Here is an 11,594-nt window from a genome sequence, read left to right as displayed (position 1 = left end):
ATTACGGTCCCGTCATGAATTCTCATGTTACGACCCGTGGTGGCCTGCTGCCCATCATGCTGGCCATTGGCAGCGGCATGCTGGCGATGGGGGTAGCGATGTCGGCCCTGCCGCTGGAACTCCAGTCACGTTTTGCGTCCGGGACTACCATGATCGGTGTGATCATGGGCATCCAGTCCGTCGCCACCGTGCTGTCGCGCCCGAGGGCCGGGCGGATGGCGGACCGGCTTGGTGGACGCAACACGCTGCTATGTGGCCTGCTATGCACGGCTTGTTCCGCGCTTGCCTACAGCTTTGTGCTGGTACCCGTCCTGCCACTGAGCATGCAGCAGGTGATGATCATGGCGGGACGGCTGGCCATGGGACTGGGCGAAGGGCTGATGGTCACGGGCGGGGGCGTCTGGGCCGTGACGACGGTGGGCAGCGCGCGTGCGGGGGCCGCGATGTCATGGGTCGGGCTGGCCATATTTGCCGGTCTGGGCATTGGCACCGCACTGGGGGACGTGATCGAGGCCCATGCCGGTTTTGGCCGCGTGTGCCTTGTCGCCATCGCCCTGCCGACGGCGGGTATGGGGCTGACCCTGTTGCTGCCCGCACCCGTGCGGCCACGTGCGGGCGATCCGGGCAGTGGCATGCGTTGGAAATACCTGATCGGGCATACATGGGCATGGGGGCTGACCCTGGGCCTGTCGGCGGTGGGGTTTGCCGCGATTTCGTCCTTTCTGGTCATTTTTTATGCAGATCGTGGCTGGCATGGCGGGGGCTGGGCGCTAGGGGCGTTTGGCGCGGGGCATGTCATTGCCCGTCTGGTTGGCAGCCGCCATGTGGATCGTGACGATGTCAGGCCGATGGTGGCCGCGATCATGCTGGTGGAGGCATTGGGCCTGTCCCTGATCTGGCTGGCGCCGGGACCGGCATGGGCAGCTGCGGGCAGTTTCCTGACCGGGCTTGGATTTTCGCTGACCTATCCGCTGCTGGCACTACCGGTGCTGCGGCAGGCGCCAGCCGCAGCGGCAGGGTCGGCAATCGGGCTGTTTGATGTCTTCTTTGATATCGCAGCAGGGACAGGCGCGGTGCTGTCCGGTGTACTGGCTGGCGTGGCAGGGCCACGCAGTCCCTTTGCCATGGCCATGCTGGCGGCGGTGGCGGGGTGCGTCGTCATGTTTGTCATCCGCACCCCTGATTCCCGCCAGATTATTGATAAATAATGAAAGTTTCTGGGTTCTGCCTTTTTTTCAAAAAGGCGGCGTCCTTTGCAGCTTTTTGAAAAAAGCTGTACCAAAAACGTTTGTGTCCTGAATCAGAACCGCCGGCACAGGGGCCGGCGGCATCGGGTTGGGGGTTCAGGGGAAAAGACGGAGCAATCAGGCCGCCTTCATGACCTCGGTCAGCTTTTCGAGGACTTCGGTCGGTTCCTTGCCTTCCAGTACGGCGACTTCGGCCACGAAGCGTTCCTGTGCCGCCTCGAACAGCTTGCGTTCGCTGAAGCTGCCATCAAGGCTGTCCACATTGCGGCGCAGGTCACGCAGCACCTCGGCAATCTGCACCAGATCGCCGGAATTGATCTTTTCCTGATAGGCGACCGCGCGGCGCGCCCACATGCCACGGCTGACATGCGGCTTGCCCTTGATGATGGCCATCGCCTTGTCCACGATTTCCCTTGATACGATCTTGCGCAGGCCCGACTTGCGCGCCTTGGACAGCGGGATGCGCAGCGTCATCTGGTTGCCGGGAAAGGAGATCTGGATCATTTCCAGCTTGGTGCCCGCGATTTCGTCAACGCCAATCCGGTCAACACGGCCAACGCCATGCGCTGCATAGACGATGGCGTCGCCCTCACGGAATGGATCCTCGTCTTTTACGGCCTTGCTGGACTTTGCTTCGGCTGCCGTGGCAGCTGCGGCCGTCCGTGCCATTGCATCGGTCACAGTGCCCTTCTGGGTGGTTCTGAACATGCTCATGCCATGCATATAGCATAAATCTGGCGTTCTGTCCTGATTCCTTCATATGGCATCGGGCAGGGTGGGCCATCAGGTGCCGCGCGTCACGCCTGTATGCCGCGCACGGGCGTCAGCGGTGGTGGCGCGGGCAGGCCGCAGGACTGCATCAGGTCGATTTCGATCGTGCGTGAAATGGCCAGCATCGGCATGCCATGCGGTGTCGCGCTGAAGGGGTCCTGCAGGTCGTTTCCGATTTTGTCCAGTGCGACGAACAGCAGCCCCACCAGCGATGACCCCAGTGGCGTGATCCATCCCAGCGTCTGAACCATGGACAGCGGCAGGATGATGCAGAACACCACCGCCACCACCTTTGGCAGGACCGAAAACTGGATGGCAAGCGGTGTATTGCGGATACGCTCCAGGCCGCCCTGCGCGTTGCTCATATCCGACAGGATACGGTCGATCTGTCCCTGCAGCGCGCCGTCTATGCCCAGCCTGCGTGATTCCGCATCCACCCGCAGCCCGATTTCGAACAGGATAGCGGCAGGGATGTTCACCTTCCCCGCGATGCCCGGTTTCATGGAATCGGGCAGCAGGCGCATGATGTCGTCCGTTGCGTCCAGCCGCCCCAGCGCGCCGCGCAGGGCATAGGGATAGGCCGCCATGGCACGGGCCAGATCGGGGCACCCGCGCAGGATCGTGCCCGCCTGCCGGGCGAAGGACCGGCTGTTGTTGGTGACCGCCCCCCACAGGGTGCGCCCTTCCCACCAGCGGTTGTAAGCGGTGTTGTTGCGGAAGCTCATGAACAGCACCAGCGCCGAGCCGATCAGCGATATGGGCAGGGTCGGCTGTTCCATCCATTCCTGATGGAAGATCTGGAACATCACCACGACCACCACGTCCCACGCGCACAGGAAAACCAGTGACAGCGCGCTTTCGCGAAGCAGGATCCACAAACCAATTCTGCGATCAATGACCATGCAAGCATCCCGGTATGTCTGGAGAAAATCCGGGGATCCGTCACCGGGTCCCCCCTGCCGCTTATCACATTGGAGCGTGGTTGCGGGACCATGCATGGGCGGGTGGCATGTTTTGTCACTGAAAATATCGTCAGGTTCCGCATGGCTGCATGACATTGACGCCGGTGCCGATGATGCTCTTAATCGTTACGTAACAGGGGCGCGCCCATGGGGACGCCCGCGCATTGAAGGAAAGACCGGGTTCATGGACGTAAGGGCAGCCGTTGCTTTCGAGGCAGGCAAACCACTTGAAATCGAGACCGTGCAGCTTGAAGGCCCGCGCGCGGGTGAGGTACTGGTCGAGATCAAGGCCACCGGGCTGTGCCATACTGACAAGTTCACCCTGTCGGGTGCAGACCCGGAGGGGCTGTTTCCCGCCATCCTCGGCCATGAAGGGGCCGGTGTGGTGGTGGAAGTTGGCGCGGGTGTGAAACATCTTAGGCCCGGCGACCATGTCATCCCGCTCTACACCCCCGAATGCCGGGAATGTAAGTCCTGCCTGTCGCGCAAGACCAACCTGTGCACGGCCATCCGATCGACACAGGGCAAGGGGCTGATGCCCGATGGCACGTCGCGCTTTTCATTCAGGGGACAGCCGATCCATCATTACATGGGCTGTTCCACTTTCGCCAACTATACCGTGCTGCCCGAAATCGCGCTGGCCAGGATCCGCTCAGATGCCCCGTTTGACAAGGTATTCTATATCGGCTGCGGGGTAACCACCGGAATCGGTGCCGTGCTGTTCACCGCCAAGGTCGAGACCGGCAGCACGGTTGCCGTGTTCGGCCTGGGCGGGATCGGGCTGAATGTCATTCAGGGGGCGAAAATGGTGGGTGCCGAACGGATCATCGGCATTGACATCAACCCTGAACGTGAGGCCATTGCCCGCAAATTCGGCATGACCGATTTCATCAACCCCAGGGACCTTGGTCCCAACGGCGATCTGGTTGGCCATATTGTGGAACTGACCGGCGGCGGCGTGGACTATTCCTTTGAATGCGTCGGCAACCCCACACTCATGCGGCAGGCGCTGGAATGCGCGCATCGTGGGTGGGGTGTTTCCACCATCATCGGGGTCGCGGGTGCCGGTCAGGAAATCAGCACGCGGCCGTTCCAGCTTGTGACCGGGCGGCGGTGGATCGGATCCGCCTTTGGTGGCGCGCGCGGACGCACTGACGTGCCGCGCATCGTGGACTGGTTCATGGAAAACCGCATCGATATCGACAGCCTGATCACCCACAAGCTGCCGCTGGAGCGCATCAACGAAGGGTTCGATATGATGGCGAAGGGTGAAAGCATCCGCACGGTTGTCGAGTTCTGACGCATGGGCGCGATCACGACGCTTGAGGAACATGCAAGCTGTGGCGGGCGGGTCGGGTTTTATAGCCATCCGTCTGAAAGCCTTGGGCTGGAGGCGCGTTTTGGCGTGTTCCTGCCCGAACGTGCGCTGGCGGGTGAACGCGTGCCCGTCATCCATGTGCTGGCCGGCCTGACCTGCACGCAGGAAACCTTTCTGATCAAGTCCAATGCCGTGCGTTTCGCAGCCCGGCACGGCATCGCTCTGGTAGCTCCCGATACCTCGCCACGGGGTGCGGGTGTTGCGGGGGAGGATGATGCCTATGATCTTGGCACGGGGGCGGGCTTCTACCTTGATGCCACGACGTCCGCATGGCGGCAGCATTACCGCATGGGCACCTATGTCAGCCATGAACTGCCCGAACTGACGCAGGGCGTGTTTGCTATTGATGGCACGCGGCGTGGCATCATGGGGCATTCCATGGGCGGGCATGGCGCGCTGGTCCATGCCTTGCGTGCGCCGGACGCATGGAAATCGGTTTCGGCTTTTGCCCCGATCTGCCATCCTGCCATCGTGCCATGGGGGGAAAAGGCGTTCGCCACCTATCTCGGTCCCGATCGCGCCACATGGGCGCGGCATGATGCGACCCTGCTGCTGGAAGCGGGGCATACCCATCCCACCGAAATTCTGGTGGACCAGGGGGAAGCCGATCAGTTCCTGCATGACCAGCTCAAACCCGAACTGCTGGCGGCGGCAGCCGGTGCGGCAGGACAGGGGTTACGCCTGCGCGTGCATCCGCGCTACGACCATTCCTACTGGTTCGTCCAGTCGTTCATTGCCGATCATATCGACCATCACGCTGCCATCCTGAACGCGGCGTGATCCCCTGTCCGGGGAGCAGCGGACCCGGTGTGCCGGTGCATGGGTATATGCACCGGTCGCCCTGTTTTCGTGCGGGTCGGGCATGGCCGCGCATGTTGAAAACAACGTGCTGATAAACAATAAAAGTTTTTGGTAAAGCGTTTCTCAGGAAGCTTCAGAAAACGCCGTATTCCTGAAAAAAGCACCCTTTGCCGAATATGTCGCGGGCAGAAAATGATCGCCCTCATGCCGTTCACGGGGCATCATGATTGCCAGTGTGCCGTCAGTCACCAATCAGGTGCAGCGCGATTTCCCGCCGGTGTGGGCGTGCACGGTGTTCAAACAGGTACAGTCCCTGCCACATGCCCAGAACCGGTCGTCCATCCGCCACGGGGATGGAAAGCTGGGTATTGGTCAGCATGGCGCGCAAATGGGCTGGCATGTCGTCCGGCCCTTCATCATCATGGATGTAACGTCCCGGCTGTTCGGGCACGAGGGTTTCGAAATACCGTTCGATATCCGTGCGCACCGTAGGGTCAGCATTTTCCTGCACCACCAGCGATGCGGAGGTATGGCGGCACCATAGCGTCAGCAGGCCGGTTTCGATCCCGCTCTGCTCCACCCAGTCCAGAACCGGCCGGTCGATCGGAACCAGTCCCTTGCCCCGGGTCATAATTTGCAGGCTGTGCAGTTCCTGCCGCATGGTACCACCTTTCGTGCTTACTTCAGGAAGCCGATCAGGGATTCTGCTTCCGATACAATCGGCTCGGCAATGGCGCGCGCCCGGTCCGCACCATCGCGCAGCGTGTCACACAAAAAGCCGGGTTCCTTCAGCAGGCGTCCGGTTTCCGTCGCAATGGGGTCGATCGCGGCTACCACCACGTCACTCAGCGCAGTCTTGAATGGACCGAAACCCTGACCGCCAAACTGCGTCAGCACGTCGGCGACCGTCCGGCCGGACAGCGTGGCGTAGATGGTGACAAGGTTGCGGGCCTCGGGCCGGTTTTCAAGACCTGCTTCCTCGGACGGCAGGGGTTCGGAATCGGTCTTGGCGCGCTTGATCTTGTTGGCAATGGCGTCAGCATTATCCGTCATCTCGATCCGGCTCTGGGCGGAGGGATCGGATTTGGACATTTTCTTGGTGCCGTCACGCAGGCTCATGACGCGCGCACCCTGCGGCGGGATCAGGGCCTCGACCTGCGGGAAAAATTCGGTCCCGTAATCATGGTTGAATTTCTGGGCAATGTCGTTGGTCAGTTCAAGATGCTGCTTCTGGTCATCACCCACCGGCACGACCGTGGCTTTGTACGCCATGATGTCGGCGGCCATGAGGTCAGGATAGACATACAGGCCGGCGGAATGCTTTTCACGGTCCTTGCCGGCCTTGTCCTTGAACTGCGTCATGCGGTTGAGCCAGCCGATACGCGCGACACAGTTGAAAATCCATCCCAGCCGCGCATGGGCGCTGACGGCGGACTGGTTGAACAGGATATGTTTCTGCACATCGACGCCCGACGCCAGCAGGACCGCTGTCTGCGCCAGGGTCTGCTGGCGCAGCACCGCAGGGTCCTGCCATGTGGTGATGGCGTGCATGTCCACCAGGCAGAAGATACATTCATGATCACGCTGCAGCGCAACCCAGTTGCGTATTGCACCAAGGTAATTGCCAAGCTGCGGGATACCGGTCGGCTGGATGCCGGAAAATAGGCGTTGCATGAAGGTATTTTCCGTTTTTTTGCCCGTGCAGGTCAAGGTGCCGGGTTGTCAGGGCAGGGGGTGAATGGCGTCAAGGCGGCGGCGTTCTTCCGCCACCATGGTGGTGGTCAGGGGGCGGGCGCGTTCGGCTGCCACTTCTTCAGGCGTGAATACCGGGATGGGGCGGGTGTCGCCGCGTGTGGCCAGATAACTGAGGATGGAGGCGATTTCCACATCCGACAGGTGGGCGCGGAACGGCGGCATGGAGAAGTTGTAGCGCACGCCATCAATCTGCAGCGGGCCATTCAGCCCGTTCAGCAGCACGTGCATGAGGTACTGCTTGCCTTCCGGCGTTGCGGCGATCCTGTCCACCCGGCCGGATACGGGCGGGATCTCGCCCTTCATCCCTTCGCCGCCATGGTGGCAGATGCCGCAATTGGTGCGGTAACGTGCATAGCCTTCCTGCCCATGGCGCGTGCAGGCCGTCAGCAGCATCATGGTGGCCACCATGCAGCCCCCACGCAGTACGGACGCCATGCGCCCGGTCCCAATACCCATGTCGGTTGTCCGGTTTCCTGTCCCGCTATGTCATGAAAAAAGGGCCATTCCCCCAACCGGGAGAATGGCCCTGCATGCCTTAATGGCCGCCGGGGGAGACGCCCAGAAGCTGTATCTTGAAGATCAGCGGGCTGTCAGGCTGGATGATGCCCATGGATTTGTGCCCGTAACCCAGCTCTGGCGGCACGTACAGCATCCATGTATCACCCACATGCATCATGGGCACGGCTTCCTGCCAGCCCTTGATGACCATTTCCAGCGGCATCTGCATATACGCGCCATGCCCGTGCTGGTCGGAACTGTCGAAAATGCCGCCATCAGGCAGGCGGCCTTCGTATATGACCATCACGCTGTCATTGATGGTGGGCTGCGCGCCATCCTTCGGCCCGGATTTCAGGACCTTGTAGGCCAGTCCGTCCGGCAGGGTCTTGACGCCGGGCTGCTTGCGCACGTTGTCCATGAACTGTGCCGGGGTCAGTTCTGGCTGGTCATCCTGCTTGCCCCCGCATGCCGCAAGCGGCAGCGCCACCGCTGTGGCAAGGAGAAGGGGAATGACACGGGAAAAGCGTTTCATGACACCTCGGCAGGTTGTTGGAATGAACACGAAGGATCGGGTGGATGCTTACAGCGCGCCACCACGGCGGCCAATCTTGGCCCCCAGGCGCAGGCGCAGCGCGTTCAGGTTGATGAAGCCCTGCGCGTCGGCCTGGTTGTATGCGCCCTCGTCATCCTCGAAGGTGACGACACGGGTGTCATACAGGCTGTTGGGGCTTTCACGGCCCACGCAGATCACGTTGCCCTTGTACAGCTTCAGCCGCACGCGACCGGTCACGGAATGCTGGCTCTGGTCAATCAGGGCCTGCAGCATGCGACGCTCGGGGGAAAACCACAGCCCGTTATAGATGATTTCGGCATAGCGCGGCATCAGGCTGTCCTTAAGGTGCATGGCCTCGCGGTCAAGCGTGATGCTTTCGATGCTGCGGTGCGCGGTCAGCAGGATCGTGCCGCCCGGGGTTTCGTAAATGCCGCGCGACTTCATGCCGACAAAGCGGTTTTCCACCAGGTCCAGACGACCGATGCCGTTGTCACGGCCCAGTTCGTTCAGGCGCGTCAGCAGCGTAGCGGGCGACATGGCCACGCCATTGATCGCCACCGGGTCGCCCGAGACGAAATCGATGGTGATTTCGGTGGCCTTGTCGGGGGCCGCTTCGGGGGAAATGGTGCGCTGGAACACGATTTCCTCAGGGCCGACCGCAGGATCTTCCAGCAGCTTGCCTTCGGAAGATGAGTGCAGCAGGTTCGCATCCACCGAGAACGGTGCTTCCCCGCGCTTGTCCTTCGCGATGGGGATCTGGTGTTCCTCGGCAAAGGCCAGCAGGCGCGTGCGCGATGTCAGATCCCACTCACGCCACGGCGCGATTACGGTGATGTCGGGCTTGAGTGCATAATAGGCCAGTTCGAAACGGACCTGATCGTTGCCCTTGCCGGTCGCGCCATGGGCGACAGCGTCGGCGCCGACCTGTTCAGCGATCTCGATCTGGCGCTGGGCGATCAGCGGACGCGCGATGGACGTGCCCAGCAGGTACTGTCCCTCATACAGCGCGTTGGCGCGGAACATGGGGAATACGAAATCCTTGACGAAGGTTTCGCGCAGGTCCTCGACAAAGATTTCCTTCACGCCAAACATTTCGGCCTTGCGGCGGGCAGGTTCCAGTTCCTCGCCCTGGCCAAGGTCGGCCGTGAACGTCACGACTTCGCAGTTGTAGGTGGTCTGCAACCAGCGCAGAATCACGGAAGTATCAAGACCGCCCGAATATGCGAGAACGACCTTTTTGACATCCCTGGCGGCCATGGGAGAACGCTCCTGTCGAGAAAACTTTGGACAACATTTTGCCGGGTGAACCGGCGGCATGTCCTCCTAGCATCCCACGGCGCGGGCGACCAGAAGATAAGGCCGGATTTTTACGCCCCGGCAGCGCCCGGCGTGGTGTCCGGCCGTCCCGCGCGGCGCAGGCGCTGGCTTTCGGTGCGCAACTGGCCGCACGCAGCCAGAATGTCGCGCCCGCGTGGCATGCGGATGGGCGAGGCGAAGCCCGCATCCATCACGATGTTTGCAAAGCGTTCCAGCTGCTCACGCGTTGATGGCCTGTAGCTGCTGCCCGGCCACGGGTTGAACGGGATCAGGTTGACCTTGGCCGGAATGCCCGAAATCAGACGCACCAGTTCGCGGGCATCGGCCTCGCTGTCATTGATGCCACGCAGCATGATGTATTCGAACGTGATGCGCCGGGCATTGCTGGCAGCGGGATAACGGCGGCAGGCGGCGATGACCTCCCTGATCGGGTATTTACGGTTCAGCGGCACGATTTCGTCGCGCAGGTCATCGCGCACGGCGTGCAGCGATACGGCCAGATTGATGCCCAGTTCCGCACCACACTGGTCCATCATCGGCACCACGCCAGACGTGGACAGCGTGATGCGCCGGCGCGACAGGCCAATGCCCTCGCCGTCCATGATGATGCGCATGGCCTTGGCCACGTTGTCGTAATTGTACAGCGGCTCGCCCATGCCCATCAGCACGATGGTGGACAGCAGGCGCGGCGTATCACCTTTCGGACTGGGCCATTCGCCATAGCTGTCGCGGGCAGCCATGAACTGCCCCACGATTTCCGCAGCCCCCAGATTGCGTACCAGCGCCTGCGTGCCGGTATGGCAGAAAGTGCATGACAGCGTGCAGCCCACCTGCGATGAAATGCATACCGCCCCGCGATCTTCCTGCCGGTCGGGGATATACACGGTCTCGGCTTCCTGCCCGTCGCGGAAACGGAACAGGAATTTACGCGTGGAATCCTGTGATGTCTGCTCTGTCACCACGCCGGGACGACCGACAATGAAGCGTTCGGCCAGCTTTTCCTGCAACGGGCGGGCAATGGAACTCATGCGCGAAAAATCGGTGGCGCCCTGATGATAGATCCAGTGCCACAACTGCTTGGTGCGGAATGGCTTTTCGCCAATTTCCACCATGATGTCCGTCAGTTCCTCACGCGACAGGCCCACAAGGTCGCGCCTGCCATCGGGCAGGGCGGCGGCAGGTGGCGCGAACTGCGCGGATTTCGCACGGATGCGCGTGCGTTCCTCGTCATTCAGAAGCGAGGCCGCCGTCCCGTCGCGTGACCGGGAAGGTGAGATTACGGGGGCTGCGGACATACCGGTGCTGCCTATGTTCGTCGTGTCATTTGTGAAGGGAATGGGCGTTTCTGCCGCTCTTTTCCGTCTGTGTAGCACAGGCGGGGCAGGGGATGCGACTGCCGATCAGCCGTCCCTGCGGGCTGCGATCAGGAATTCCCGGTTGCCTTCCGGCCCGGTGATCGGGCTGGGGTCGATGCCCAGCACGGTCCAGCCCGGCAGGCCCGACCACCATTCATGGATCATCTGGCACACGGATTCATGCACGGCCGGGTCGCGCACGACGCCCTTGGCTCCCACGGCGTCACGTCCCGCCTCGAACTGCGGTTTTATCAGCGCAATGGCCCATGCACCCGGCACGCACAGATCCAGCCCCGCGGGCAGGACTGTGCGCAGGCCGATGAAGCTGGCGTCACATACCAGCGCCTGTATGGGATCAGGGATGATGGAGGTGTCCAGCGCGCGGGCATTACACTTTTCCAGCACGACAACCTGTTCGGTATTGCTGCGCAGTTTCCATGCCAGTTGTCCATGGCCGACATCAACGGCATAGACCTTTGCCGCACCTTCATGCAGCAGAACATCGGTAAAGCCGCCGGTTGACGCGCCAACATCCAGACAGGTCAGGCCCGCGGGCGACAGGTCGAAATGCGCCAGCCCGTGCGCCAGCTTGATCCCGCCGCGTGATACCCACGGATGGTCCTGCCCCTTAAGGGTCAGGGGCGTGTCCTCGGCAATCTGTTCCCCGGCCTTGTCAATGCGGCGGTCGGGCGTGTGGACCAGACCGGCCATGATAAGCGCCTGCGCACGGGTACGGCTTTCCACCAGTCCCCGGTCCACCAGCATCTGATCGACGCGACGTTTTGCCATGCGCAGGTGCCCGTTTTTCGTGGTTGCGTCAGGCCATCTGGCGCGAATGCGGCACGCCAAGGGCGGACAGCGCGGTGGCGACAATGGCGGGCGCATCCAGCCCGGCCTCATGATACTGTGCGGCCTGGGTGTTGTGATCGATGAAGCGGTCGGGCAGGGTCATGGGGC

At 61.9% G+C, this 11,594-nt stretch carries 12 protein-coding genes; 3 read left to right on the top strand and 9 right to left on the bottom strand.

Annotated features, from left to right (window positions below; genetic code table 11):
* Positions 1 to 14 precede the first annotated feature (14 nt).
* Positions 15 to 1,208, top strand: a complete 1,194-nt coding sequence (locus tag MSKU9_RS05005; protein ID WP_227002379.1) for an MFS transporter — start codon at positions 15 to 17, stop codon at positions 1,206 to 1,208.
* Between the two features lie 156 nt (positions 1,209 to 1,364).
* On the opposite strand, the gene MSKU9_RS05000 is transcribed toward MSKU9_RS05005, so the two are convergent.
* Positions 1,365 to 1,961 carry a CarD family transcriptional regulator gene (locus tag MSKU9_RS05000; RefSeq protein WP_026018640.1) on the bottom strand — a complete coding sequence of 199 codons (597 nt, stop codon included), beginning with the start codon at positions 1,959 to 1,961 and terminating at the stop codon, positions 1,365 to 1,367.
* Between the two features lie 83 nt (positions 1,962 to 2,044).
* Positions 2,045 to 2,920: a bestrophin family protein gene (locus tag MSKU9_RS04995; RefSeq protein ID WP_162851923.1), complete on the bottom strand. Its 876-nt coding sequence runs from the start codon at positions 2,918 to 2,920 to the stop codon at positions 2,045 to 2,047.
* Between the two features lie 244 nt (positions 2,921 to 3,164).
* Here MSKU9_RS04995 and MSKU9_RS04990 point away from each other — a divergent pair, with 244 nt between their 5' ends.
* Positions 3,165 to 4,280, top strand: a complete 1,116-nt coding sequence (locus MSKU9_RS04990) for an S-(hydroxymethyl)glutathione dehydrogenase/class III alcohol dehydrogenase (RefSeq protein WP_141260238.1) — start codon at positions 3,165 to 3,167, stop codon at positions 4,278 to 4,280.
* A gap of 3 nt (positions 4,281 to 4,283) precedes the next feature.
* Positions 4,284 to 5,138 carry an S-formylglutathione hydrolase gene (gene fghA, locus MSKU9_RS04985; protein WP_141260236.1) on the top strand — a complete coding sequence of 285 codons (855 nt, stop codon included), beginning with the start codon at positions 4,284 to 4,286 and terminating at the stop codon, positions 5,136 to 5,138.
* Between the two features lie 262 nt (positions 5,139 to 5,400).
* Here fghA and MSKU9_RS04980 read toward each other — a convergent pair whose 3' ends face one another.
* The 7 genes from MSKU9_RS04980 to MSKU9_RS04950 all read right to left on the bottom strand — a co-directional run bounded on the left by MSKU9_RS04980 (position 5,401) and on the right by MSKU9_RS04950 (position 11,426).
* Positions 5,401 to 5,820: a secondary thiamine-phosphate synthase enzyme YjbQ gene (locus MSKU9_RS04980; RefSeq protein ID WP_141260235.1), complete on the bottom strand. Its 420-nt coding sequence runs from the start codon at positions 5,818 to 5,820 to the stop codon at positions 5,401 to 5,403.
* 17 nt (positions 5,821 to 5,837) lie between these two features.
* On the bottom strand, positions 5,838 to 6,833 hold the full coding sequence (gene trpS / locus MSKU9_RS04975) for a tryptophan--tRNA ligase (RefSeq protein WP_141260233.1): 996 nt from the start codon (positions 6,831 to 6,833) through the stop codon (positions 5,838 to 5,840).
* Between the two features lie 48 nt (positions 6,834 to 6,881).
* A complete protein-coding gene (locus MSKU9_RS04970; RefSeq protein WP_141260231.1) occupies positions 6,882 to 7,370 on the bottom strand; it encodes a c-type cytochrome in 489 nt (162 codons plus the stop codon).
* A 79-nt stretch (positions 7,371 to 7,449) separates the two neighbouring features.
* Entirely contained in the window at positions 7,450 to 7,944 is a 495-nt protein-coding gene (locus tag MSKU9_RS04965) for an FKBP-type peptidyl-prolyl cis-trans isomerase (RefSeq protein WP_141260230.1), read from the bottom strand.
* A 48-nt stretch (positions 7,945 to 7,992) separates the two neighbouring features.
* The gene (locus MSKU9_RS04960; protein WP_007400432.1) at positions 7,993 to 9,222 is read right to left on the bottom strand and encodes an argininosuccinate synthase; all 1,230 of its coding nucleotides are present in this window, start codon (positions 9,220 to 9,222) and stop codon (positions 7,993 to 7,995) included.
* A gap of 110 nt (positions 9,223 to 9,332) precedes the next feature.
* Positions 9,333 to 10,577, bottom strand: coding sequence for a 23S rRNA (adenine(2503)-C(2))-methyltransferase RlmN (rlmN, locus tag MSKU9_RS04955; RefSeq protein WP_141260228.1), 1,245 nt, complete (start codon positions 10,575 to 10,577; stop codon positions 9,333 to 9,335).
* 105 nt (positions 10,578 to 10,682) lie between these two features.
* Entirely contained in the window at positions 10,683 to 11,426 is a 744-nt protein-coding gene (locus MSKU9_RS04950) for a TlyA family RNA methyltransferase (RefSeq protein WP_141260227.1), read from the bottom strand.
* Positions 11,427 to 11,594 lie beyond the last annotated feature (168 nt).

Origin of the sequence: Komagataeibacter diospyri (genome assembly GCF_006538165.1) — a bacterium.
Taxonomy (GTDB): domain Bacteria; phylum Pseudomonadota; class Alphaproteobacteria; order Acetobacterales; family Acetobacteraceae; genus Komagataeibacter; species Komagataeibacter diospyri.
Note: the sequence above shows the minus strand (reverse complement) of the source record. Positions and strands in the feature narration are given on the sequence as shown.

What these genes read in the sequence shown, in the direction of transcription:
- MSKU9_RS05005 (WP_227002379.1), top strand. Translation starts at nt 15, where the DNA reads ATGAATTCTCATGTTACGACCCGTGGTGGCCTGCTGCCCATCATGCTG.
- MSKU9_RS05000 (WP_026018640.1), bottom strand. Translation starts at nt 1,961, where the DNA reads ATGAGCATGTTCAGAACCACCCAGAAGGGCACTGTGACCGATGCAATG.
- MSKU9_RS04995 (WP_162851923.1), bottom strand. Translation starts at nt 2,920, where the DNA reads ATGGTCATTGATCGCAGAATTGGTTTGTGGATCCTGCTTCGCGAAAGC.
- MSKU9_RS04990 (WP_141260238.1), top strand. Translation starts at nt 3,165, where the DNA reads ATGGACGTAAGGGCAGCCGTTGCTTTCGAGGCAGGCAAACCACTTGAA.
- fghA (WP_141260236.1), top strand. Translation starts at nt 4,284, where the DNA reads ATGGGCGCGATCACGACGCTTGAGGAACATGCAAGCTGTGGCGGGCGG.
- MSKU9_RS04980 (WP_141260235.1), bottom strand. Translation starts at nt 5,820, where the DNA reads ATGCGGCAGGAACTGCACAGCCTGCAAATTATGACCCGGGGCAAGGGA.
- trpS (WP_141260233.1), bottom strand. Translation starts at nt 6,833, where the DNA reads ATGCAACGCCTATTTTCCGGCATCCAGCCGACCGGTATCCCGCAGCTT.
- MSKU9_RS04970 (WP_141260231.1), bottom strand. Translation starts at nt 7,370, where the DNA reads ATGGGTATTGGGACCGGGCGCATGGCGTCCGTACTGCGTGGGGGCTGC.
- MSKU9_RS04965 (WP_141260230.1), bottom strand. Translation starts at nt 7,944, where the DNA reads ATGAAACGCTTTTCCCGTGTCATTCCCCTTCTCCTTGCCACAGCGGTG.
- MSKU9_RS04960 (WP_007400432.1), bottom strand. Translation starts at nt 9,222, where the DNA reads ATGGCCGCCAGGGATGTCAAAAAGGTCGTTCTCGCATATTCGGGCGGT.
- rlmN (WP_141260228.1), bottom strand. Translation starts at nt 10,577, where the DNA reads ATGTCCGCAGCCCCCGTAATCTCACCTTCCCGGTCACGCGACGGGACG.
- MSKU9_RS04950 (WP_141260227.1), bottom strand. Translation starts at nt 11,426, where the DNA reads ATGGCAAAACGTCGCGTCGATCAGATGCTGGTGGACCGGGGACTGGTG.